The sequence below is a fragment of the Pseudomonas sp. S37 genome (assembly GCF_016658545.1).
In the GTDB taxonomy this organism is placed as follows: domain Bacteria; phylum Pseudomonadota; class Gammaproteobacteria; order Pseudomonadales; family Pseudomonadaceae; genus Aquipseudomonas.
Genome location: NZ_JACVZC010000022.1, coordinates 25,079 through 48,965, shown reverse-complemented (window position 1 = coordinate 48,965; position 23,887 = coordinate 25,079). Strand labels below are relative to the sequence as shown.

Here is a 23,887-nt window from a genome sequence, read left to right as displayed (position 1 = left end):
TCACGGCGCATGGCGCAAAAACATTCAAAATTGCGACATAAATTTTCAATGGTGAGACATGAAAATTTGTGGGCATCGCTGTCGCTGTGCAACAATGGTTTTCCATGACCACCGCAAAAAAGCTGGCGTTTGATCGGCGTGGATGGTAAGTGGTTGTTAAAAAAGAGATTTACCTCCGTTAGAGAGGTGAACCTGGTGAGAATGTGTCTATGAAAACAGGTCTGTACCATCCCGAAGAATTCAAGGACAACTGTGGTTTTGGCTTGATCGCCCATATGACGGGCGAACCGAGCCACCACCTTCTGCAAACCGCCATGCAGGCGCTGACGTGCATGACCCACCGCGGCGGTATCAACGCTGACGGCAAGACCGGTGACGGTTGCGGTCTGCTCATGCAGAAGCCCGATCAATTCCTGCGAGCCGTGGCCCAGGAACACTTTGCCGTCGAACTGCCCAAGCAGTACGCCGTCGGCATGGTGTTCTTCAACCAGGACCCGGTCAAAGCCGAAGCCGCCCGCGCCAACATGGACCGCGAAATCCTCGCCGCTGGCCTGAAGCTGGTCGGCTGGCGCAAGGTGCCGATCGACACCAGCGTACTCGGCCGCCTGGCGCTGGAGCGCCTGCCGCAGATCGAGCAGGTGTTCATCGGCGGTGAAGGCCTGAGCGACCAGGAATTCGCCATCAAGCTGTTCAGTGCCCGTCGCCGTTCGTCCGTGGCCAACGCCCACGACGCCGACCACTACATCTGCAGCTTCTCTCACAAGACCATCATCTACAAAGGCCTGATGATGCCGCGCGATCTCGCGGCGTTCTATCCAGATCTGGGTGACGAGCGCCTGCAAACCGCGATCTGCGTGTTCCACCAGCGCTTCTCCACCAACACCCTGCCGAAATGGCCGCTGGCGCAGCCGTTCCGCTTCCTCGCCCACAACGGCGAGATCAACACCATCACTGGCAACCGCAACTGGGCCATGGCCCGTCGCACCAAGTTCGCCAACGATCAGATCCCCGACCTCGAAGAACTCGGCCCGCTGGTCAACCGCGTGGGCTCCGACTCGTCGAGCATGGACAACATGCTGGAGCTGATGGTCACCGGTGGTATCGACCTGTTCCGCGGCGTGCGCATGCTGGTACCGCCAGCCTGGCAGAACGTCGAGACCATGGACGCCGACCTGCGTGCCTTCTACGAATACAACTCCATGCACATGGAGCCGTGGGATGGCCCGGCCGGTATCGTCATGACCGAAGGCCGCCACGCGGTGTGCCTGCTGGACCGTAACGGCCTGCGCCCGGCGCGTTGGGTGACCACCACCAACGGCTATATCACCATTGCCTCGGAAATCGGCGTATGGGGCTACCAGCCTGAGGAAGTACTGGCCAAGGGCCGTGTCGGCCCGGGCCAGATCCTGGCCGTAGACACCGAAACCGGTCAGATCCTCGACACCGACGCCATCGACGACCGCCTGAAGTCGCGCCACCCGTACAAGCGCTGGCTGCGTCAGCACGCCACCCGCATCCAGGCGACGCTGACCGATGACCAGGGCGTGGCCAGCTACGACGCTGACCAGCTCAAGCAATACATGAAGATGTTCCAGGTCACCTTCGAAGAGCGTGACCAGGTGCTGCGCCCGCTGGGTGAGCAGGGCCAGGAAGCCGTTGGGTCGATGGGTGACGACACGCCGATGGCCGTGCTGTCGCAGCGTGTGCGTTCGCCATACGACTTCTTCCGCCAGCAGTTCGCCCAGGTAACCAACCCGCCGATCGACCCGCTGCGCGAAGCGATCGTGATGTCGCTGGAAATCTGCCTGGGTGCCGAGCGCAACATCTTCCAGGAGTCGCCGGAACACGCTTCGCGGGTGATCCTCAGCTCGCCGGTCATCTCGCCCGCCAAGTGGCGTTCGCTGATGAACCTGGAGCGCGAAGGCTTCGACCGCCAGCTGATCGACCTCAACTATGAGCAGTGCGTCGGCCTGGAAGCGGCCATCCGCAACATCGCCGACCAGGCTGAAGAAGCCGTGCGTGCAGGCAAGACCCAACTGGTACTGAGCGACCGTTACATCGCCCCGGGCAAGCTGCCGGTGCATGCTTCGCTGGCCGTGGGTGCCGTGCACCACCGCCTGACCGAGCAGGGCCTGCGTTGCGACAGCAACATCCTGGTGGAAACCGCCACTGCCCGCGACCCGCACCACTTCGCCGTGCTGCTGGGCTTCGGTGCCTCGGCCGTTTACCCGTACCTGGCTTACGAAGTACTGGCTGACCTGATCCGCACCGGCGAAGTGCTGGGCGACCTGGACGAAGTGTTCAAGTACTACCGCAAAGGCATTTCCAAGGGCCTGCTGAAAATCCTGTCGAAGATGGGTATCTCCACCATTGCCTCGTACCGGGGTGCACAGCTGTTCGAAGCCATCGGCCTGGCCGAGGAAGTGGTCGGCCTGAGCTTCAAGGGCGTGTCCAGCCGCATCAAGGGTGCGCGCTTCGAAGACCTGGAAAGCGACCAGAAGCTGCTGGCGGCCGAAGCCTGGAGCGCGCGCAAGCCGATCCAGCAAGGTGGCCTGCTGAAGTTCGTCCACGGTGGCGAATACCACGCCTACAACCCGGACGTGGTCAACACCCTGCAGGCCGCCGTGCAGCAGGGCGACTACGCCAAGTTCAAGGAATACACCACGCTGGTCGACCAGCGCCCGGTGTCGATGATCCGCGACCTGCTGAAGGTGAAAGTGGCCGAGCAGCCGCTGGCGCTGGAGCAGATCGAGCCGCTGGAGGCCATCCTCAAGCGCTTCGACTCCGCCGGTATCTCGCTGGGCGCACTGTCGCCGGAAGCCCACGAAGCGCTGGCCGAGGCCATGAACCGCCTGGGCGCACGCTCCAACTCCGGTGAGGGCGGTGAAGACCCGTCGCGCTACGGCACCATCCGCAGCTCGAAGATCAAGCAGGTGGCCACCGGCCGCTTTGGCGTGACCCCGGAATACCTGGTCAACGCCGAAGTGCTGCAGATCAAGGTTGCCCAGGGCGCCAAGCCCGGCGAGGGCGGCCAGCTGCCAGGCGGCAAGGTCAACGGCCTGATCGCCAAGCTGCGCTATGCGGTACCGGGCGTGACCCTGATCTCGCCACCGCCGCACCATGACATCTACTCGATCGAAGACCTTGCGCAGCTGATCTACGACCTCAAGCAGGTCAACCCGCAGGCGCTGGTATCGGTCAAGCTGGTGGCAGAGGCTGGCGTTGGCACCATCGCCGCTGGCGTTGCCAAGGCCTATGCCGACCTGATCACCATTTCCGGTTACGACGGCGGTACCGGTGCTTCGCCACTGACGTCGATCAAGTACGCCGGCGCCCCATGGGAACTGGGCCTGGCGGAAACCCACCAGACCCTGCGCGGCAACGACCTGCGCGGCAAGGTACGGGTACAGACCGACGGCGGCCTGAAAACCGGCCTGGACGTGATCAAGGCAGCCATCCTCGGCGCCGAGAGCTTCGGCTTCGGCACCGCGCCAATGATCGCCCTGGGCTGCAAGTACCTGCGCATCTGCCACCTGAACAACTGCGCCACCGGCGTGGCCACGCAGAACGACAAGCTGCGCAAGGACCACTACATCGGCACCGTCGACATGGTGATCAACTTCTTCACCTTCGTCGCCGAAGAAACCCGTGAGTGGCTGGCCAAGCTGGGCGTGCGCAGCCTCGGCGAGCTGATCGGCCGTACCGACCTGCTTGACGTGCTGCCAGGTGACACCGAGCGCCAGCAGTACCTGGACCTGACCCCGCTGCTGGGCAGCTCGCACATTCCGGCGGACAAGCCGCAGTTCTGCGAAGTGGACAAGAACCCACCGTTCGACGAAGGCCTGCTGGCCGAGAAAATGGTGGAGATGGCCTTGCCGGCCATTCGCGACCAGGCCGGTGGCGAGTTCAGCCTCGACATCTGCAACTGCGACCGTTCCATCGGTGCGCGCGTGTCGGGCGAAATCGCCCGCCTGTACGGCAACCAGGGTATGGCCGCGGCGCCGATCACCTTCCGCTTCAAAGGCACTGCGGGCCAGAGCTTCGGCGTGTGGAACGCCGGTGGCCTGAACCTGCACCTGGAAGGCGACGCCAACGACTACGTCGGCAAGGGCATGACAGGTGGCAAGGTCACCATCGTGCCGCCAGCCGGCAGCCCGTTCGCCACCCAGCACAGCGCCATCGTCGGCAACACCTGCCTGTACGGTGCCACTGGCGGCAAGCTGTTTGCCGCGGGTACGGCGGGCGAGCGCTTCGCTGTACGCAACTCCGGCGCCCACGCTGTTGTCGAGGGCACTGGCGATCACTGCTGTGAATACATGACCGGCGGCTTTGTCTGCGTGTTGGGCAAGACCGGTTACAACTTCGGTTCTGGCATGACTGGCGGCTTCGCCTACGTGCTCGACATGGACAACAGCTTCGTCGACAAGCTCAACCACGAGCTGGTGGAAATCCAGCGTATCAGTGGTGAGGCGATGGAAGCCTACCGCAGCCATCTGGCGCGGGTCCTTGGCGAGTACGTGGAAGAGACCGGCAGCGAGTGGGGGCGTGAGCTCTCGGAGAACCTGGACGACTACGTGCGGCGCTTCTGGCTGGTCAAGCCGAAGGCAGCCAACCTGAAGCAACTGTTGTCCAGCACCCGTGCCAACCCGCAGTAAAAACAGCTGCAAGTGGCAAGCCTCAAGCTGAAAGTAGAAGCGGTACGAGGTTTGCCCGGCTTAAGTGATCGTCTTGCGGCTTGCAGCGTGTAGCTTGCAGCTGCTGTAAAGAGGTTTTGAAAAATGGCTGAACGTCTGAACAACGACTTCCAGTTCATCGAAGTGGGCCGCAAGGACCCGAAGAAAAAGCTGCTGCGCCAGCGCAAGAAGGAGTTCGTGGAAATCTACGAGCCGTTCAAGCCGCAGCAGTCCGTGGAGCAGGCACACCGCTGCCTGGGCTGCGGTAACCCGTATTGCGAGTGGAAGTGCCCGGTACACAACTTCATCCCCAACTGGTTGAAGCTGGTGTCCGAAGGCAACATCCTGGCGGCGGCGGAGCTTTCGCACCAGACCAACACCCTGCCAGAAGTGTGCGGCCGCGTATGCCCGCAAGACCGTCTGTGCGAGGGCGCCTGCACCCTGAATGACGGCTTCGGCGCGGTGACCATCGGTTCGGTCGAGAAGTACATCACCGACACCGCCTTCGCCATGGGCTGGCGCCCGGACATGTCCAAGGTCAAGCCGACCGGCAAGCGCGTCGCCATCATCGGCGCCGGCCCGGCCGGCCTGGGCTGCGCCGACGTACTAGTGCGTGCTGGCGTGACCCCGGTGGTGTTCGACAAGAACCCTGAGATCGGTGGCCTGCTGACCTTCGGCATCCCTGAGTTCAAGCTGGAAAAGACCGTACTCAGCAACCGCCGCGAAGTGTTTACCGGCATGGGCATCGAGTTCCGCCTGAACACCGAGGTGGGCAAGGACGTGACCATGGAGCAACTGCTCGCCGAGTACGACGCGGTGTTCATGGGCATGGGTACCTACACCTACATGAAGGGCGGCTTCCCGGGCGAGGACCTGCCGGGCGTGCATGACGCGCTGGACTTCCTGATCGCCAACGTCAACCGCAACCTGGGCTTCGAGAAGTCGCCGGAAGACTTCGTCGACATGCAGGGCAAGAAGGTGGTGGTGCTGGGCGGTGGCGACACCGCGATGGACTGCAACCGCACCTCGATCCGCCAGGGCGCCAAGGCCGTGACCTGTGCTTATCGCCGTGACGAAGCCAACATGCCGGGTTCGCGCAAAGAGGTGAAGAACGCCAAGGAAGAGGGCGTGAAGTTCCTCTACAACCGCCAGCCCATCGCCATTGTCGGCGAGGACAAGGTCGAAGGCGTGAAAGTGGTCGAGACCCGCCTGGGTGAGCCGGATGCCCGTGGTCGCCGCAGCCCCGAGCCGATCCCGGGCTCGGAAGAGATCCTGCCGGCCGATGCCGTGGTGATTGCCTTCGGTTTCCGCCCGAGCCCGGCACCGTGGTTCGAACAGCATGGTATCCAGCTGGACAGCCAGGGCCGTGTGGTGGCGCCGGAGAAAGGCAAGTTCAAGCACCAGACCAGCAACCCGAAAGTGTTTGCCGGTGGCGATATGGTGCGCGGTTCGGACCTGGTGGTGACGGCTATCTTCGAAGGGCGTACTGCTGCCGAGGGTATCTTGGACTACCTCGAAGTCTGATCCATGGCATTCGCGGCTAAAGCCGCTCCCACAGGTTCTGCGCTGGCTTCAAACCTGCGTAACCCCTGTGGGAGCGGCTTTAGCCGCGAACACCGGCGAAGCCGGTGCCACCCTTCGCAGCATTTTTGTATACAAAAATGCTTGATCTATGGCATCCAATAGACAAAACGCATGGCCATGGCCGTGCCTTTTGCGCTGGCGTCTGAGAAAATGCCCTCACTATTTTTCCGGATGCCGACATGACTGCCCTGAAGAACGATCGTTTCCTGCGTGCACTGCTCAAGCAACCCGTAGACGTCACCCCGGTGTGGATGATGCGCCAAGCCGGCCGTTACCTGCCGGAGTACCGCGCCAGCCGCGCCAAGGCCGGTGACTTCATGAGCCTGTGCATGAACCCGCAGTTCGCCTGCGAGGTTACCTTGCAGCCGCTGGACCGCTACCCGCTGGACGCAGCGATCCTGTTCTCGGACATCCTCACCATCCCCGATGCCATGGGCCTGGGCCTGTATTTCGAAACCGGCGAAGGCCCGCGTTTCAAGAAAGTCATCAGCACCCCGGCCGATATCGAAGCGCTGCCAATCCCTGACCCGCAGAAAGACCTGGGCTACGTGATGGACGCGGTCAGCACCATCCGCCGCGAGCTGAACGGCCGGGTACCGCTGATCGGCTTCTCCGGCAGCCCGTGGACATTGGCCACCTACATGGTCGAAGGCGGCTCGTCGAAGGACTTCCGCAAGACCAAGGCCATGGCCTACGACAACCCACAAGCCCTGCACCTGCTGCTGGACAAGCTGGCCCAATCGGTTACCAGCTACCTCAATGGCCAGATCCTGGCCGGCGCCCAGGCTGTACAGATCTTCGACACCTGGGGCGGCAACCTGTCGGCGGCGGCCTACCAGGAATTCTCCCTGGCCTACATGCGCAAGATCGTCAGCGGCCTGATCCGCGAGCACGAAGGGCGCAAGGTGCCGGTGATCCTGTTTACCAAGAACGGCGGCCTGTGGCTGGAAAGCATCGCCGAAGCCGGTGCCGACGCACTGGGCCTGGACTGGACCTGCGAGATCGGCGATGCCCGCCGTCGCGTCGGTGACAAAGTAGCCCTGCAAGGCAACATGGACCCGACCGTGCTGTACGCCAAGCCCGAAGCTATCCGCCAGGAAGTGGCACGCATCCTGGCCAGCTACGGTCACGGCACTGGCCATGTGTTCAACCTCGGCCACGGCATTACCCCGGAAGTCGACCCGGAGCATGCTGGTGTGTTCATCAACGCCGTGCATGAGCTTTCTGCGCAGTATCACGCCTGAACCGTGGCTCCCCGAGCGCAGAGGTTGCGAATCGGGGAGCTAGACCGGTTTATTCCTACATATAGGCAAACCGGTTTTCTCTACAGTCCGAACTCCCCTTGCGCAAAAGGCGCATTCGCTTCGAGTAAATGCGCCTTTGCGCATTTCACCAGCAATGCGTTCGGAGTTCGTGATGAATACAACAAAGACCCTGCAAAAAAGCGTTGTCGCCACAGGTGTGTGGCTGGCAATCGCAGGTGCAGGTTTACACGTTCAAATTGCCAATGCCCATGGCAACCTGGCCGATCCACCTTCGCGTGCGGCACTCTGCCATGCGAATCAAAAAAACCAGAACACTGGCTGTGGTGGCGCTCAATACGAGCCGTGGTCGGTCGGTGAGGCGGTAGGGCGCTTCCCGGGCGCAGGTCCGGTCGATGGAAAAATTGCCAGTGGTGGTGTTCGGGGCGACTTTGGCGCCCTCGATGAGCAAGCGGCCAACCGCTGGCACCTGACCCCTGTCATGGACCGTAACATTCAGTTCGATTGGCATTATGAGGCACCGCATGTGGCGACCTCGTGGGAATACTTCATCACCAAGGCGAACTGGAACCCCAACACGGCGTTGTCCCGTGCTTCCTTCGACTCCACGCCGTTCTGTACGGTAGATGGCAACAATCAGCTACCGGCCAAAGGAACAGGCACCAACCCGAAGCACAGTTGCACATTGCCGGCTGACCGTTCGGGTCAGCACGTGATTCTCGGCGTCTGGAAAGTGGGCGATACCGACAAGGCCTTCCATAGCGTTGCCGACGTTGATATCCAGCTTGATGGTGGCCCTGCCCCTGAGTGGCCGCGCCTGGCTGAAATCAGCGCCAATCGTGACCTTGAAGTCGGCGATAAAGTAACGGCCCGTGCATTCGATGCCAACGGTGAGCGCACCTCGTACCATGTAAGCATCACGGTCGCTAACGCCGAAGAAGGCATCGCTGCCAACTGGGCCTACAAGCTCGCCAGGCAGATCAACGAAACCCACACGCTGGTGCGTGCCGGGCAAATGGATGCGGACGGCAATATCGAGCCTGTGCAGGGTTCCAACAGCATCTTTGCCAAAGCCGAAAGTGGCCTGACCAACTACATTCTGGACTTTGAAGCCGCCGCTGGCGAGCCGACCACGATGCACCTGCATGATGTGAAACCCGAGTACCCGATCAAGGAAACCAAGGCTGGCGTGGACTTCAGCGTCATGACCAACAAGGCCCTGACCGTAACGGCGCGGTTGTTCGACAGCAACAACAAGCAGGTCTCTTACTCGCGTCAGAACGTTAACGGTACCGACCCGTTCTCGCTGAATGTCGTGAGTGCCGAAGGCGAGCACACCCTCAAGGTGGTGGGTGTGGACAAGCGCGAGCGGGTGCTGTTGCAACAGGAACGTACCGTTCAGCTGAAGGCGGCCGGGGATGGTTCGCACGACTTCAAGTACCCGCAGTCGCTCCAGGACTATGTGGCAGGCACCAAGGTGCTGCAAGAGGAGACCGGTGAGGTCTTCCAATGCAAGGAAGGCGGCGTCGCGGGCTGGTGCAGGATCTATTCGCCAAGCGCCAATCACTACGAGCCTGGCGTAGGCAGCCACTGGCAAGACGCCTGGAACAAGCTCTAAAAAGCGATAGAGCCAGGCATCTCTCTGCGAGATGCCTGGCCTCTTACCGGTACCTTCGATGCAAACTCAAAAATACTGCTGGCAGCAGATCCTCCTGCACTGGGTCTCTGCCATGGTCATCATTTGGACGTTGGTCAGCGGCTTCTACGTGGCGCACGTGAATGTCACAGCTGCCACGCTCGAGCAGGTCGCCTTTATCAATGTGGCCATGACTACGCTGTTCATCCCGCTATTCCTGCTGCGCTGGTTCTTTCGCCTGACCAGGCTCAAGCCCCGTAGCCTGCACGACGACCCCAGGGGCCAGCGCATCGCGCATGCGGTGCATGAAGGCTTGTACTGGACCACGGCCATTGTCTTGCTGTCCGGTGTGCTGATGATGGACAGGGCCATCGATGTGTTCGGTTGGTTCACCATTGCGCCCGTGCTGAGTGACCCGTACTGGCATAGCGTCTGGTTCAGGATTCATATTGTTGCCTGCCTGCTGCTGGCCCTGGGCGTAGCGATGCACATCGCTGCCGTGGTGCTGCACGAGCTGTGCGGGCGACGCGTGCTGCGGCGCATGCTGCCCTGATTCGCATGAAGCGCTCTTCGCATCTGATCTGGCTGGCGTTCGTGCTGAAGGCGCTTGCCTGGCTGGCATGGCGTGAAAGCGTTTATCCCGTCGGTTTGCCACCGCAGGTTCTGCCCCCGCCGCTGGCGACAGCGGCCGTGCCGGAAAAACCTTTGCCGGCGGCCACCCTGGCCCTGGCGTTCGGCTTCCAGGCAACCGGCCCGCAGCAGTCAGGCCAAGCGGATATCGCTCTCAAAGCCAGCTTCGTTTCCAGCCAGGGCGAGGCCCGTGCGTTGGTGAAAAGCCGAAGCGGCGAGGCCATCTATCGCGTCGGAGACCGCATACCTGGCCGCGGCGTGCTGCGCCGTATCGATGTGCGTTCCATCGTGTTGTGGTTTGAAGGCCGTGAGGAAGTCGTGTCGATGTCCGCGCCCACTGCAAACGTGTTTCTGCCTACAGGTGCGGCCGCTCGCTTGCACCCCATTCCTGACCCTTCACCCCGCCTGTTGCGGGAGGTGCAATGACTCTCAAGCGATATCTGCGCGCCGCCTCGTTTGGCGCCTGTCTTACCCTGAACTGTTCGCTGGCGCTGGCCGAAGCGCCCACCTGGCAGTTGGCGATGAGCGATGCCGATGTGCGCGAGGTAGTACGCGAGGTGGGGGCGATCCTCGACCAGACGATCATCCTCGACCCGCGTGTGCAAGGCCGTATCACTGTCCTTTCCAGCGAAGCGCTCGATCGCGAGGGGATTCGGCGGCTGTTCTACTCGGTGCTCAATGCCCAAGGCTTTGCTGCCGTGAACGACGGCGACCGTCTGCTGGTGCTGCCGGCGAGCGAGGCCAAGGCCTGGGCCAACCACCAGGTGGAGGCGATACCGGCAGCGTTCACCACGCGGGTGTTCAACCTGTCGGGCAGTGTCGCTGCCGACCTGGCCGGCCTGTTACGGCCTTTGGTTTCCAGCAGTGGCTACATTGGGCCGTCCAGTTCGGCCAATGCCTTGGTGGTGACCGACTCCGCCGCCAACCTTGACCGCCTGGAGCAACTGGTCCTGCAACTCGACAGCGGCCAGCGGCATGACTATGAGCTGGTGACCTTGCGCAAAGCACAGGCCGAGGCGGTGTTCCCGGTGGTTGAAGCCGCCGCCGGTGGCCCCGACAGTGGTGTGCGAGTGCTGGCCGATGCCGGTGGTAACCGCCTGCTGATCCTTGGCCCGGCCAAGTCCCGGCAGCGCCTGGCGCAGCTGACCCGCTCGCTGGATGTACCCGCACCGGCCACCTCGCAGAACTGGCGTGTGGTGCGCCTGCAACACGGCAATGCCGAGCAGCTTGCCGAAGTGCTGGGTGAGGTGGGTAAGCGACTGGGCGGTACCCCGGGGAAAAATAGCCTGGGCGTCGACCTTGCCGGCGAGGCCATGGTGAAGGCCGATGCCAGCCAGAACGCATTGGTGCTACTGGGCGAGCCGCAGACGTTGGGCAGTGTGGAACAGATCATTCGGCAACTGGACCAGCCGCGGGCGCAAGTGCTGATTCATGCAGCAATCGTTGAAGTCAGCGGCAGCATCGATGAAGCGCTGGGCGTGCAGTGGGGCATGGACAAAGGTGGCCTCAAGGGGGGCGTGACTTTCAACGAAAGCGGCGCCACTTTGGTCGACCTGCTGGGCAAAGAGACCACGCTGCCGGGCGGCGCCGCCCTGGCCATCGGCTCTGACCGTTTTGCCGCGCTGGTTTCGGCATTGGCCAGCAACAGCCGCAGCAACCTGTTGTCAACGCCTAGCCTGCTGACCCTGGACAACCAGGAGGCGCAGATCCTGGTAGGCCAGAACGTGCCATTCAAGACAGGGTCTTACGTTACCCCCGGCAGTGGTTCAGAGAACCCCTTTACCACGGTCGAACGCAAGGACATCGGCATCAGCCTGAAAGTGCGCCCGCACATCAACGAAGGTAACAGCCTGCGCCTTGAGGTCGAGCAGGAGAGCTCGGAAATTGCGCCCAGCACCGCCGAGAATGACCTGATCACCAACAAGCGCACGCTCAAGAGCACCATCCTGGCCGCCGATGGCGAGATCATCGTGATTGGTGGCCTGATCAAGGACAGCGTTCGCCAGGTACAGCGCGGTGTACCGTTGCTCAGCCGTATCCCGTGGCTGGGTGGCCTGTTCCGCTGGCGCAGCGACACCCAGGAAAAAACCAACCTCATGGTGTTCCTGCGCCCGACCATCTTGCGTAGCCAGGCCGAACTGATCGAGGCAGGGCGACGTGCCTACGAGGGGGTGCGCACTGCGGATGAGTCGGTCCTGCCGGAAGATGCCCAGCGGATGTTTGAAACGCGGCGTCTGCCTGACGCGCGCGGGCCACGGCCATGAGCATCGCCCTGCCGTTCAGCTTCGCCCGACGTCACGGCATCCTGCTCGACCAGCAGGCGGCCGAGCCTGCCTTGCTGATGCGTGAAGGCGCGTCACTGGCCGCCATGGCCGAGGCCTGTCGGCTGGTGGGCAGTACCTGGCCTTTGCGCTACGTGAGCGATGCCCACTTTGCCGAGCGCCTGGCCCAGTGCTATGGCCCGGGCCAGGATGCCGCGCAGGCGGTGGTCCAGGGCCTGGACCAGGAAATTGACCTGTCGCGGCTGGCCGAAGCCTTGCCACAAACGTGCGACCTGCTTGAGCAACAAGATGACGCACCGATCATCCGCCTGCTCAATGCCTTGTTCAGTGAGGCGGTGAGAGCGCGGGCCTCGGACATTCACCTGGAAACGTTCGAGCACCAGTTGCGCGTGCGCATGCGGGTCGACGGCGTCATGCGCGAAGTACTGACGCCACCGCGCGAGCTGTCTGCCCTGCTGGTTTCACGTATCAAGGTCATGGCGCGCCTGGACATCGCCGAAAAGCGCGTGCCCCAGGATGGCCGGATCAGCCTGCGTCTTGCCGGCCATGAAGTGGACGTGCGGGTGTCGACGTTGCCCGCTGCCCATGGCGAGCGGGTGGTGCTGCGCTTGCTGGACAAGCAGGCTGTGCGCCTGGACATCGACCACATGCAGATGCAAGGCTCGGTGCGGGCTGGCTTCATGCGCATGCTGGAAAAACCCCACGGTATTTTCCTGGTCACCGGGCCCACCGGTTCCGGCAAGACCACGACGCTGTACACCGCGCTTTCGTACCTCAACCAGGAATCGCGCAATATCCTCACCGTCGAGGACCCGATCGAATACCACCTGCCCGGCATCGGCCAGACCCAGGTCAACACCAAGGTCGACATGACCTTTGCCCGTGGCCTGCGGGCCATTCTGCGACAGGACCCCGACGTGGTCATGGTCGGCGAGATCCGTGACCGGGAGACTGCCGACATCGCCGTGCAGGCCTCGCTGACGGGCCACCTGGTGCTGTCCACCTTGCATACCAACAGCGCTCTGGGCGCTATCACGCGCCTTGCCGACATGGGCATCGATACCTGTCTGCTTGCCACCTCGCTGGCGGGGGTGATGGCCCAGCGGCTGGTGCGGCGGCTCTGCGACCACTGCAAAGTCGCTTATGCAGTGGAGGAGGCCACGGCCAGCGCCCTGGGCTACCCCGCCGGGCTGCCGTTGCAGCTCTATGAAGCGCAGGGCTGTAGCGAATGCCAGCTGGGCTACAGCGGGCGCCTGGCCTTGCACGAGATGGTGGAGGTGACGCCAGCGCTGGCCCAGGCGATCCATGCCCGGGCGTCGCAGGCGGGCATGCTCGAATTGATCCGCCGGGACACCCCAAGCCTGTTCCAGCATGGCGTCCAGCGTGTCTGCCAGGGTCAGACCAGCGTGACAGAGCTGCTGCGCGTGACGGGGCAGGACTGACATGCCGCTGTTCCGCTACCAGGCCCAGGATGCAAAGGGGGCGCGCCAGCGCGGCACCCTGGAGGCACAGGGGGCGCGCCAGGCCCGGCAAACCTTGCGCGAGCAAGGCTTGCAGGTACTGAAGCTGGCCCCCGTACGCGTGTCGGCCATGGGCGGCTGGGGCATACGTAACAGCCTGAACCTGGCCCAGCGCTCGCTGCTGACGCGCCAGCTGGCGACCCTGCTGCATGCCGGGGTGCCGTTGACCGAGGCCCTGCAGGCCGTGGCTGAGCAGAGTACCCAGCGCCAGGTACGTCAGGTGTTGCGTGGCGTGGCTGAGCGGGTTGCCGAGGGCCATGCCCTGGCCCAGGCCCTGGCGCATTACCCGCAGGCGTTCCCCGTGGTTTACCGGGCCACCGTAGCCGCCGCCGAGCGCTCTGGCCACATGGCGGACGTACTCGAGCGCTTGGCCGAGCATGGCGAAAACCAGCAGGCCCTGCGCCAGAAAGTACAGCTGGCCATGGTTTACCCGGTGATCCTGCTGGTTGTTTCGTTGCTGGTGGTGGGGTTTCTGCTGGGTTACGTGGTGCCGGATGTGGTGCAGGCCTTTTCGCGTGACCAGGCGCAGCTGCCGCTGGCAACGCAAGTGCTGATCGCCCTGAGCGATGCCACCCGGCATTTCGGCCTGGCAGCGCTGGCGCTAGTGGCGGTAACCCTTGCACTGGTTGCCTGGGCCCTTCGCCAACCGGCACGGCGCAGGCAATGGCATGGCTTATCACTGCGCCTGCCGGGCTACGGCGAGTTTGTCCGCGCCAGTGAAGCGGCCCGCTTCATCAGTACCTTGGCGATCCTTGGGCGCAGCGGCGTGGCCCTGGTCGAGGCGATGAACATTGGTGCGGCGGTGATCGGCAACCTGATCCTGCGCGAGCGTTTGCTGCAGGCGGCTCGCGAGCTGGGCGAGGGCAGCTCGCTGGCCAATTGCCTGGCACGCAGCCAAACCTTGCCGCCACTGATGCTGCACATGATCGCCAGCGGCGAACGTGCCGGTGAGCTGGACACCATGCTGGAGCGGGCCGCAGACCTTCAGGCCAGGCAACTGGCAGGGCGTATCTCGTTGCTGGTGAGCCTCTGCGAGCCGCTGATGCTGCTGGTGATGGGCGCCATCGTGCTGATCATCGTGCTCGCCATCCTGCTGCCGATTCTCAACCTCAACCAACTGGTCAACTGATATGTCCCTACGTTCAGCACGCCGCGCCCAACGCGGCTTCACCCTCATCGAAATCATGGTGGTGGTCATCATCCTGGGCGTGCTTGGCGCGCTGGTGCTGCCCAATGTGATGAGCCGTCCTGACCATGCCAAGCTGACCGCAGCCCGCACCGATATCCAGTCGATTTCCACCGCGCTGGAAATATACCGTCTGGATAATGGCCGCTACCCGACCACTGCCCAAGGCCTGGAAGCCTTGGTGAAGCGACCCACCGTGGCGCCACTGCCGCGTCAGTGGAGTGCCCAGGGCTACCTCAAAAGCACACCTACCGACCCTTGGGGCTCGCATTACCAGTACGCGAACCCGGGCACCCGCTCGACCCAAGGTTATGACCTTTACTCGTTGGGGGCCGATGGGCAACCGGGTGGCGAGGAAATGGATGCCGATATCGGTAACTGGCCTGAATGAACCCGCGCCGTTCTCAAGGCTTTACGCTGCTGGAGCTGCTGCTGGTCATGCTGCTGCTGGGCATCGTGATGGGCATGGCAGGGTTCATCTTCGGGCGTGATCCGCAACGTATGGCCAATCAGGAAGCCAACCTGTTCTACCAGTTGGTGCAGCACGCGCGGCAACAGGCGGTGCTGGAGGGCTTGGCGCTGGGTATTCGCATTGATGCCCAGGGCTATCAGCTGCTTGAAGCCGCTGACGATGGCTGGGTGGCAGCGGGTAAGCATCGAGATGTAGAGCTGGATTTGCGTGTGGAGGTCGATGGGGTTGCGGTGCCTCACGCCCTGCCTGGCAGTGCACCGCAACTTATGATGTACGGCAATGACGAGCACACACCGTTTTCCCTTCATTTCGAGGCGGGTAACGTGCGCCTTGTCTCTGTGTCGAGTGATGGCATCAATGACCCCAGCTTTGTGCGCTGAGCGCGGCTTCACCTTGTTGGAGGTGCTGGTGGCGTTGGCGATCTTCGCGGTACTGGCCGTAGCGGTAACCTCCGCCAGCCAGCACGTACTGCTGCAGTCGCAGGGGCTTGAGGAACGCTTGCTCGCCAGCTGGGTCGCCGACAACCACTTGATGGATATGCGCCTGCAACCTGCGCCGGCGCCTGGCCAGCGCAGCCTGGATGTCATGTTCGGCCAGCGTCGCTGGACCCTGCAGGAAACCCGCCGTCGCCTGGGCGGGAGTGCGTTGCTGGAGGTGCACGTGCGGGTGGGCCTTGCCTCGGATCGCCAAGTACTGCATCAAGCCACGGGCTGGCTGGGGCTGGTCGATGCGCCACGCTAGAGGCAGGTTGGCCCGTCAACGCGGCTTCACCTTGATCGAACTGTTGCTGGCGATCGCCATCTTTGCCTTGCTGGCGGTGGGCAGCGCGCGCGTGCTCGATGTGTTCATGCGCGCCGAAAGCGCACGCGAGGTGCAGGCTGATGAGCTGCGTGCGTTGGGCAGGGCCATGAGCCTGATGCAGCGCGATGCCTTGCTGGGTTACCAGCCCGCTAGCCTGGGCAAGGAAGGTTTTGGTGTGCTGCTGCACGGCGCACGGGTTCACTGGCTGGCCAGGGAGCAAGACAACCAGGCGCTCAAGCGCAGCGAGTTGAGGGTTGTCGAGTACTGGCTGGAGGAGGGCGTGCTGTGGCGCCAACGGCGCACACTAGGGCCAGACCAGCCTCGACCGCAGCGCTTGCTTGACGGTGTACGTGAACTGCACTGGCGTGTGCATGTGCCCGGAAGCGGCTGGCAGGCACGCTGGCCAATGGCGCAACGGCGGCCGGTGCCACCACAAGCGCTGGAGGTGACGCTGTCGACCAGGCGCTTTGAGCAGCTGCGGCGGGTACTGCCGCTGGGGGGCGCCAGCCAATGAGGTGGCAACGGCAAAAAGGGCTCGCGCTGGTTACCGTGCTGTTGATCATGGCGCTGCTCACAATGCTGGTAGCCGGCATGTTGCACAGCCATCAACTGCTGCTTGGCGGGGTCACCCAGCAGATCGAGAGTACGCGTTTGCTGCGCCTGGCCCATGCTGGCGAGCAGCAAGCCCTGGCCAGCTTGCGCCGCGAAGTGGGCGAGGTACTGCAGGTTACCCATGACCGGCAAGCCTGGGCCCGGCCGCGAGAGTTAAGCCTCGGTGAAGGGCAGGTACATCTGCAGCTTGAGGACCTTGCGGGGCGCTTGAACCTGGGCGCCCTGATGGCGGGGAAGGTGCCTGACCCACTGCTGCTAAAGCGCTGGGAGCGCCTGTGCCATTCGTTGCAACTGGAGCCACCGGTATTGGACGGGCTGATGGGCCAGCCGATGCTTGACCCCACCCAGTTGCGCGCATTGCCAGGTGTTACCGCCGAGGTGATGACGCGTTTGCAGCCATGGGTGGTGGTATTGCCCAAGGAGGCGCGGCTGAACATCAATACGGCCCCGGCGCGCTTGCTGGCGGCGCTCGCCGAGCTGTCACCCACGGTGGCTGCAGCGTTGGCCAGTGAGCGCCCGGAGTCGGGCTACCCCTCGGTGGAACGCTTTCTGGCCCAGCCGCGACTGGAGGGCCTGGGCCTGGACCGCCGTGGGCTGGCAGTGACCAGCCGCTGGTTTCGCCTTGAGGTACAGGCGCAGCTGGCAGGTAAGCGCATGTACCTGTACAGCGACATGGAAATCGATTTGAACACGCACCAGGTCCGTGTGGTGCGCCGTGTGTTTACTGCAAGGCGGGAGCGTAGTGCAGATGAGTGAGAACTGGCTGTACCTGTTACCTGAAGGCGTTGCGGCGGCTGATGCGCACTGGCCGGTGTGGTTGCGGGCGAAGGATGGCAGCTTGAACAAGGCACGCCTGGGTGAGCTGGCCTCGACCGTGACCGGCCCTGTGATCGTGGTGGTGCCCATGGAAATGCTGGGCAGCTGTGAAATCGGCCCTGTACCGGGTAAACGGCCGACAGCAGAAACACTGGCCTATGCCGCCGAGGATCAGTTGGCAGCGCCGCTGGAAACGTTGCACCTGGTGTTCGGTTCGCCGGGTACGCAAGGGCATCGTCGTGCCCTGGTAATAGAACTTCAGGTCATGACCAACCTGATGGCCCTGCTGCAAGCCCAAGGTATCGACCCGCTGGGCCTGTACGCCGATGCCGACCTGCTGGGTGCCGGGCCGCCCTGCGCCTTGTGGGTCGGGGGCCGCTGGTTGCTGGGCGGTCAAAATGGGCCATGGCTGGCCGCCAGCCCCCAAGTGGCTGAGGTTCTGGCGCAGCAGTTGCCGCCGATGCCCTGGCAGGCCGAGGCTGTTCATGCAGGGCAGGTACTCTGCAACCAGACAGTCGACAGCGCTTTCAACGTCCTGGTGCAAGGGCGGGCCACGGCCCTTGACCTGCGCCAGGGAGCATTCCGGCGGCGCGGCTCGGCCGTGCCCTGGCCGGCCTTGGCGGGCGGGGTGCTGCTGGCATTGGTGATGGTGTGCCTGGCGGATCATCTGCGCGCCACGTGGTTGTCGCAACGCACGGCGCAGCTGGATGCCGAAAACGTTCAGGCATTTCAGCGGTGGGCGCCTGGGCAGCCTGTCGCGGGTGACCTGGTTGCGCAGGTCAGGGCGCTGGAGTTCCGCCCCCGGGCAATGACCGCTGTCGAGGAACTGGCAACGTTTACCGAGCAGTTGGTGGAGGCCGGGAACATCACGGTTGAACAGGCGGTGGCCAGCCCTACCGAAGGCTGGCGCCTGGAAGTGGTTGCGCAAGGGTTTGAAGACCTTGAGCGCTTGCGTCAGCGGGCCCCTGCGGTGCTGATGGACCAGGCCCGCCAGGCCGAGCAAGGCGTGCGCGCGACCCTCACTTGGCGGGAGGCTCGATGATGCGGTGGTTCAAGCAGGCCTGGCTACGCCAGTGGCAATCGCTGCCTGGCGCGCGGCGCAGCGTGATTGGGGCCGCACTCTGGAGCCTGGCCTTGGTCGTACTCTGGCAAGTTGCCTGGGAACCCGGCAAGCAGCGCTTGCAGCAGGCCGAGCTTGATCATGCACGCGCGCTGGCGCTGGCCGGGCACCTGCAGAGGGTTTCGGCAGGCCCGGCCATGGCTCGGGACGCGGTGCGGAGGTTGACCCCCGCAGGGCTGAACGAGCGAGCGCAGGCGGCTGGACTGCGAGTCACCGGGCTGCAGGCCCGCGCCGCTCAAGTGGACGTCAGCCTTGAAGGCGAGCCTGCGAAACTGCTGGTCTGGCTGCACGCGCTGGAGCGCGATGGCGCGCAGGTCCGCAGTTTGCAATTGCAGGTGGTCGGTGAGCAGTTGCAAACGCAGCTGGTGCTGGAACTGGACGAAGCCTGAGCACATTAAGATTCGCTTCAGCCAGCTTCGGTAGGCTGTTCCCATCGAAAACGAAAAAGGACCTGCCACCATGAAAGCTCGCTACCTCGCCCTGATCCTCGCCCCGCTGTTCAGCACTGCTGCTTTGGCGGCTGGCTACACCGGCCCTGGTGCGCAGTCGGTCACCACCGTTGCTGCTGCCAACGATGCCGCCGATGACACCCCGGTGGTGCTGCAGGGCTTCGTGACCAAGAAGATCAACAACGACGACAAGTACGAGTTCAAGGACAACACCGGCACCATTACCGTTGAAATCGACGATGAAGACCTGCCGTCGACGCCGTTCAATGACAAGACCAAGGTCAAGCTGACCGGTGAGGTGGAGAAGCACCTGATGAGCCGGGAAGTGGATGTGGATATTGTCGAGATCATCAACTGATCCGGCGGCCCTTTCGCGGGTAAACCCGCTCCTACAGGTATGGCGCTTGCCTCAGGTGTGGCGCGGTCCCTGTGGGAGCGGGTTTACCCGCGAAAGGGCCTCAAGCGGTTTTCGGTGGTAACTTGCTCAAGTGCAATGCCACCAGCAACGCCACCGCCAGCAAGCTGCCAATGAACAATCCGATGCCGTTCCAGCCCCACTGGTGCCAGAACACCCCGCCCGCCGTACCGGCCACACTGGACCCTGCGTAATAGCTGAACAGGTACAACGACGACGCCTGCCCCTTGGCCCTAAGCGCCCGCCGGCCGATCCAGCTGCTGGCCACCGAGTGCGCGCCAAAGAAGCCGAAGGTGAACACCAGCATGCCGATGATCACCATCGCCAACGGGCTCGCCAGGGTCATCAGCAAGCCGCCCGCCATTACCACGATACTGGCCCAGAACACCTTGCGCCGGCCCAGCTTGTCGGCCAAAGCGCCGACTTGCGCCGAGCTGTAGATACCTGACAGGTAAACCACCGACAGCAACCCGACCAGTGCCTGGTTCATATGATAGGGCTCGGCCAGCAGGCGGTAGCCGATGTAGTTGAACAGGGTGACGAAGGCGCCCATCAGCAAGAAGGCTTCGAGGAACAGCCACGGTAAGCCGGCATCCTTGAAGTGCATGAAAAAGCCATCCACCAGGCTGCGCGGGTTCATCTGCTGCGGGCGGAAGTTGCGCGATTCCGGCAGTACTTTCCAGAACACCAGTGCGGCCACCAGGGCCAGGCCGCCGATGGTCAGCATCGCCGTGTGCCAGCTGACGAAGTCGATCAATACGCCGGTAATGAGGCGCCCGCTCATGCCGCCGATGGCATTGCCGCCAATGTACAGGCCCATGGCCAGGCCGATGTGTTGCGGGTGGATTTCTTCGCTCAGGTAGGTCATTGCCACTGCCGCGAGGCCACTCAGCGACAGGCCGACCAGGGCGCGGGTGGCCAGTACCAGCTCCCAGCTTGGCATTACCGCACTGGCCAAGGTGGAAAGGGCGGCGCAGACCAAGGCAAACACCATCACCGGCTTGCGCCCGATGCGGTCCGAGATGGGGCCGGTGATCAGCAGGCCGAACGCCAGCATGGCGGTGGCCACCGATAGCACCAGGCTGCTCTGCGCCGCATTGATGGCAAATTCCCTGGACAGCAGCGGCATCATCGGCTGCACGCAGTAAAGCAGGGCGAAGGTGGCAAAGCCGCCGCTGAACAGGGCCAGCACGGTCTTCATGAAGGCGGGGGTGCCTTTTTCGATCCACATGTCGTTCAGGGGGGCAGCTTCTGGCTCGACAGGAAGGGGGGCTACAGCAGTTTTCACGGCGGGTACCTCTGTTGCAATGAAAAAAGCATATAGCTGGCTAATGATTAGATCCAATATATTGTTCGACCTATTTAAGACGTTTAGCGACCTGTTCGGAGCCGATCATGGAACTGCGCCACCTGCGTTACTTCATTGCCGTGGCCGAGGAGCTGCACTTTGGCCGTGCCGCCCAGCAGCTGGGCATTTCCCAGCCACCGTTGAGCCAGCAGATCCAGGCACTGGAACAGGAGCTGGGCGCGCGCTTGTTCGAGCGTACCAATCGTCGGGTCGAGCTGAGCGAGGCGGGGCGACTGTTTCTTGAAGAGGCCCGGCAGGTGCTGGCGCAAGTGGAAAAAGCCGCTGACGTGGCCCGGCGCGCGCAATTGGGTGAGCTGGGTGAGATGAAAATCGGCTTCACTTCTTCGGCGCCGTTCACCTCGAAGATCCCCAAGGCCATCCATGCCTTTCGTCAGCGCTTTCCGGCGGTGCACCTGAACCTTAAGGAAATGAGCAGCCGGGATGTTGCCGAAGGGGTGTTCGACGAATCCATCGAAGTGGGGTTGATGCGGCCGATGCCGCTGCCGGAGGGGTTGTTGGCCACCGAGTTGTTTCGTGAGCCGCTGGTGGCGGTGATCAACGCTTCGCATCCGTTGGCGGAGGGCACTGAGCAGGGCGTGCACATGGCGGCGCTGGCCCATGAACCGTTCGTGTTCTTTCCGCGCAGTTACGGCAGCGGCTTGCATGCGCAGTTGCTGAGCCTGGCGCGGCAGGCGGGGTTCAGCCCGCATTTTGCCCAGGAGGCGGGGGAGGCGATGACCATCATCGGCCTGGTGTCGGCGGGGTTGGGGGTATCGGTGTTGCCGGCTTCGTTCCAGCGCATGCGCATTGAAGGGGTGGTGTACCGTACCTTGCTCGATGAAGGAGCGATGTCGGCGGTGTGGCTGGTGCAGCGCGAGCGTGGTGGCTCGGCCATGGCCAAAGCGTTTGCCGAGTTGGTCACTGGCCAGACCTATGGCTGAAGGCTCGATGTATTCATACCCGGCAAATGGCACTGGCCATTGCTGCGGCGGCGCCACATACTCGGGCATTCGTAGAAACACGGAGGTCAATCATGCGGCGCGTGGTGTTCAATCAGAAAGGTGGCGTGGGCAAGTCGAGCATCGCCTGCAACCTGGCGGCGGTCAGTGCCAATGAAGGCTACCGGACCCTGTTGATCGACCTGGATGCCCAGGCCAACTCGACCCAGTACCTTACCGGCCTGACCGGTGAGGACATACCCATGGGCATTGCCGACTTCTTCAAGCAAAGCCTGTCCAGCGGGCCGTTCAGCAAGAAGAACAAGGTTGATATCTACGAAACCCCGTTCGATAACCTGCACGTGGTCACCGCTACGGCAGAGCTGGCCGACCTGCAGCCCAAGCTTGAGGCCAAGCACAAGATCAACAAGCTGCGTAAGCTGCTCGACGAACTGGACGAGGACTACGAGCGCATCTACATCGACACCCCGCCAGCGCTTAACTTCTATGCGGTTTCGGCGCTGATCGCGGCTGACCGTGTGCTTATCCCCTTCGACTGCGACAGCTTCTCGCGCCAGGCTCTGTATGGCCTGCTGGCCGAAATTGAAGACCTCAAGGAAGATCACAACGAAGATCTGATGGTCGAAGGTATCGTGGTCAACCAGTTCCAGTCGCGTGCCAGCCTGCCGCAACAGATGCTTGACGAGCTGCTGGCAGAAGGGTTGCCAGTGCTACCGGTGTATCTGGGGAGCTCGGTGAAGATGCGTGAATCGCACCACGCCAGCCTGCCGCTGATTCACCTGGAGCCCAAGCACAAGCTGACCCAGCAGTTTGTCGAGTTGCATGATTTGCTTGAGCGCAGCGAATAGGCGCTGCGCTGTAGCCCTTGCGCGATGTTCAAGTCCCGAGCATAATCTCCCAAAACGGGAGATATGCTTGGATGCGCGTCATTGCCAAAAGCACCTTGGTGAAATTCTGGGAATTACCTGGGCATGAAGATGCCAAGGCGGCCTTGGAAAGCTGGCATGACATGGCACTCAAGGCCATCTGGAGAACGCCGCAGGATGTAAAAGATCAGATTGGCAACGCCAGCATTTGTGGCAAGAACCGCGTGGTCTTCAACATCGGAGGTAACAAGTACCGGCTTGTGGTTGAAATACAGTATCGAGCCGGTATTGCCTGGGTGAAGTTCGTCGGTACGCACAAGCGATATGACGAGATTGACGTGGAGACAATCTGTGAATATTAAGCCGATCCGCAGTGATGATGATCTTCGAGCAGCATTCCAGCGGCTCGAAGCCATTTTTCAGGCTGAAGCAGGAACGCCTGAAGCCGATGAAATGGAAGTGCTCGTGACACTAATCGAGGTATACGAGAACAAGCACTATCCTATTCATCCGGCCAACCCAATCGAGGCCATCAAGTTCTGCATGGATCAGCAGGGCCTTACGCCCCGCGATCTAGAGCCATTCATTGGTCCAAGCGGGAGAGTCTCGGAAGTCTTGAATGGAAAGCGTGGATTGAGCCTTTCAATGATCAAGCGCCTGCATGATGGCCTACGCATTCCTTATGAGTCGCTGCTGGCGAGCGCTTGAAAACTAAACCCCTTGGCTGCGCAGCCACTCCAGCAACGACTGGAGTGGAAACGCCCCCGCCTGGCGGCTGACTTCGCGGCTGTTCTTGAACAGCAGCAGGCTGGGGATCGAGCGGATGCCCAGTTGCCCGGCCAGGTTGCGGTTGGCTTCGCTGTCGAGCTTGGCCAGGCGGCAGCGGCCGGTCAACTGGCGGGCGGCTTGTTCGAAGGTGGGGGCGAAGGATTTGCAGGGGCCGCACCAGTCGGCCCAGATGTCGACCAGCAGCGGCAGGTCGCCCTTGATCTGGCTGGCGTAGCTGGCTTCGGTGAGTTCGAAGGGGGTGTTCAGCAGCACGTCCTGTTTGCAACGGCCGCATTTTGGGGCGTCGCCCAGGCGCTCGGCGGGCAGGCGGTTGAGGCCGTTGCAGTGGGGGCAGGGGACTACCAGGGGTTCGGACATTTCATCTCCAGTAAGGTCATCACGGATCTCCTGTGGGAGCGGGTTTACCCGCGAACACCGGCGAAGCCGGTGCCATGTACGGCGTCGCACTCTTCGCGGGTAAACCCGCT

General features: G+C 62.7%; 23 protein-coding genes. 21 read left to right on the top strand and 2 right to left on the bottom strand.

The annotated features are described in order from the left end of the window. Window positions 1–209 precede the first annotated feature (209 nt). The 17 genes from gltB (at window position 210) to IAE39_RS10240 (ending at window position 19,401) form a co-directional block, all read left to right on the top strand. Window positions 210–4,655 carry a glutamate synthase large subunit gene (gene gltB, locus IAE39_RS10320; RefSeq protein WP_201201953.1) on the top strand — a complete coding sequence of 1,482 codons (4,446 nt, stop codon included), beginning with the start codon at window positions 210–212 and terminating at the stop codon, window positions 4,653–4,655. 123 nt (window positions 4,656–4,778) lie between these two features. After that, on the top strand, window positions 4,779–6,197 hold the full coding sequence (locus tag IAE39_RS10315) for an FAD-dependent oxidoreductase (RefSeq protein WP_003249156.1): 1,419 nt from the start codon (window positions 4,779–4,781) through the stop codon (window positions 6,195–6,197). 239 nt (window positions 6,198–6,436) lie between these two features. After that, window positions 6,437–7,501: a uroporphyrinogen decarboxylase gene (hemE, locus tag IAE39_RS10310; RefSeq protein ID WP_201201951.1), complete on the top strand. Its 1,065-nt coding sequence runs from the start codon at window positions 6,437–6,439 to the stop codon at window positions 7,499–7,501. A gap of 172 nt (window positions 7,502–7,673) precedes the next feature. Next, window positions 7,674–9,137, top strand: a complete 1,464-nt coding sequence (gene gbpA / locus IAE39_RS10305) for an N-acetylglucosamine-binding protein GbpA (protein WP_236548499.1) — start codon at window positions 7,674–7,676, stop codon at window positions 9,135–9,137. A 58-nt stretch (window positions 9,138–9,195) separates the two neighbouring features. Then, window positions 9,196–9,708, top strand: coding sequence for a cytochrome b (locus tag IAE39_RS10300; protein ID WP_201201938.1), 513 nt, complete (start codon window positions 9,196–9,198; stop codon window positions 9,706–9,708). Between the two features lie 5 nt (window positions 9,709–9,713). After that, window positions 9,714–10,211: a hypothetical protein gene (locus tag IAE39_RS10295; protein WP_201201936.1), complete on the top strand. Its 498-nt coding sequence runs from the start codon at window positions 9,714–9,716 to the stop codon at window positions 10,209–10,211. Continuing rightward, window positions 10,208–12,049, top strand: coding sequence for a type II secretion system secretin GspD (gene gspD / locus IAE39_RS10290; RefSeq protein ID WP_201201933.1), 1,842 nt, complete (start codon window positions 10,208–10,210; stop codon window positions 12,047–12,049). The genes IAE39_RS10295 and gspD overlap by 4 nt, the downstream gene beginning before the upstream one ends. Then, window positions 12,046–13,509 carry a type II secretion system ATPase GspE gene (gene gspE, locus IAE39_RS10285; protein WP_201201925.1) on the top strand — a complete coding sequence of 488 codons (1,464 nt, stop codon included), beginning with the start codon at window positions 12,046–12,048 and terminating at the stop codon, window positions 13,507–13,509. Before gspD ends, gspE begins: the two co-directional genes overlap by 4 nt. A gap of 1 nt (window position 13,510) precedes the next feature. After that, on the top strand, window positions 13,511–14,716 hold the full coding sequence (gene gspF / locus IAE39_RS10280) for a type II secretion system inner membrane protein GspF (protein WP_201201923.1): 1,206 nt from the start codon (window positions 13,511–13,513) through the stop codon (window positions 14,714–14,716). Between the two features lies 1 nt (window position 14,717). Beyond that, window positions 14,718–15,164 carry a type II secretion system major pseudopilin GspG gene (gene gspG / locus IAE39_RS10275; protein WP_201201920.1) on the top strand — a complete coding sequence of 149 codons (447 nt, stop codon included), beginning with the start codon at window positions 14,718–14,720 and terminating at the stop codon, window positions 15,162–15,164. Continuing rightward, on the top strand, window positions 15,161–15,625 hold the full coding sequence (gene gspH / locus IAE39_RS10270) for a type II secretion system minor pseudopilin GspH (RefSeq protein WP_201201917.1): 465 nt from the start codon (window positions 15,161–15,163) through the stop codon (window positions 15,623–15,625). Before gspG ends, gspH begins: the two co-directional genes overlap by 4 nt. Further along, entirely contained in the window at window positions 15,603–15,986 is a 384-nt protein-coding gene (gene gspI, locus IAE39_RS10265; protein ID WP_201201914.1) for a type II secretion system minor pseudopilin GspI, read from the top strand. The genes gspH and gspI overlap by 23 nt, the downstream gene beginning before the upstream one ends. After that, window positions 15,973–16,560 carry a type II secretion system protein GspJ gene (locus IAE39_RS10260; protein ID WP_201201978.1) on the top strand — a complete coding sequence of 196 codons (588 nt, stop codon included), beginning with the start codon at window positions 15,973–15,975 and terminating at the stop codon, window positions 16,558–16,560. Before gspI ends, IAE39_RS10260 begins: the two co-directional genes overlap by 14 nt. Before the next feature lie 47 nt (window positions 16,561–16,607). Next, window positions 16,608–17,414: a general secretion pathway protein GspK gene (locus tag IAE39_RS10255; protein ID WP_201201906.1), complete on the top strand. Its 807-nt coding sequence runs from the start codon at window positions 16,608–16,610 to the stop codon at window positions 17,412–17,414. After that, window positions 17,407–18,516 carry a type II secretion system protein GspL gene (gene gspL / locus IAE39_RS10250; RefSeq protein ID WP_201201903.1) on the top strand — a complete coding sequence of 370 codons (1,110 nt, stop codon included), beginning with the start codon at window positions 17,407–17,409 and terminating at the stop codon, window positions 18,514–18,516. Before IAE39_RS10255 ends, gspL begins: the two co-directional genes overlap by 8 nt. After that, window positions 18,513–18,983, top strand: coding sequence for a type II secretion system protein GspM (gene gspM, locus IAE39_RS10245; protein ID WP_201201901.1), 471 nt, complete (start codon window positions 18,513–18,515; stop codon window positions 18,981–18,983). Before gspL ends, gspM begins: the two co-directional genes overlap by 4 nt. A 70-nt stretch (window positions 18,984–19,053) precedes the next feature. Next, a complete protein-coding gene (locus tag IAE39_RS10240; protein WP_201201895.1) occupies window positions 19,054–19,401 on the top strand; it encodes a YgiW/YdeI family stress tolerance OB fold protein in 348 nt (115 codons plus the stop codon). A gap of 100 nt (window positions 19,402–19,501) precedes the next feature. On the opposite strand, the gene IAE39_RS10235 is transcribed toward IAE39_RS10240, so the two are convergent. After that, the gene (locus IAE39_RS10235; protein ID WP_201201885.1) at window positions 19,502–20,746 is read right to left on the bottom strand and encodes an MFS transporter; all 1,245 of its coding nucleotides are present in this window, start codon (window positions 20,744–20,746) and stop codon (window positions 19,502–19,504) included. A gap of 107 nt (window positions 20,747–20,853) precedes the next feature. On the opposite strand from IAE39_RS10235, the gene IAE39_RS10230 reads away from it, so the two are divergent. The 4 genes from IAE39_RS10230 to IAE39_RS10215 all read left to right on the top strand — a co-directional run bounded on the left by IAE39_RS10230 (window position 20,854) and on the right by IAE39_RS10215 (window position 23,339). Further along, on the top strand, window positions 20,854–21,747 hold the full coding sequence (locus tag IAE39_RS10230) for a LysR family transcriptional regulator (protein ID WP_201201883.1): 894 nt from the start codon (window positions 20,854–20,856) through the stop codon (window positions 21,745–21,747). 92 nt (window positions 21,748–21,839) lie between these two features. After that, window positions 21,840–22,613 carry a ParA family protein gene (locus tag IAE39_RS10225; protein WP_201201880.1) on the top strand — a complete coding sequence of 258 codons (774 nt, stop codon included), beginning with the start codon at window positions 21,840–21,842 and terminating at the stop codon, window positions 22,611–22,613. 71 nt (window positions 22,614–22,684) lie between these two features. After that, window positions 22,685–22,993: a type II toxin-antitoxin system HigB family toxin gene (locus IAE39_RS10220; RefSeq protein ID WP_201201878.1), complete on the top strand. Its 309-nt coding sequence runs from the start codon at window positions 22,685–22,687 to the stop codon at window positions 22,991–22,993. Continuing rightward, window positions 22,983–23,339, top strand: a complete 357-nt coding sequence (locus IAE39_RS10215; protein WP_201201877.1) for a helix-turn-helix domain-containing protein — start codon at window positions 22,983–22,985, stop codon at window positions 23,337–23,339. The genes IAE39_RS10220 and IAE39_RS10215 overlap by 11 nt, the downstream gene beginning before the upstream one ends. A 3-nt stretch (window positions 23,340–23,342) precedes the next feature. Here the strand turns inward: IAE39_RS10215 and trxC are convergent, their stop codons facing one another. Then, window positions 23,343–23,777 (bottom strand): thioredoxin TrxC, encoded by a 435-nt coding sequence (gene trxC / locus IAE39_RS10210; RefSeq protein WP_201201876.1) that lies wholly within the window; start codon window positions 23,775–23,777, stop codon window positions 23,343–23,345. Window positions 23,778–23,887: the final 110 nt, after the last annotated feature.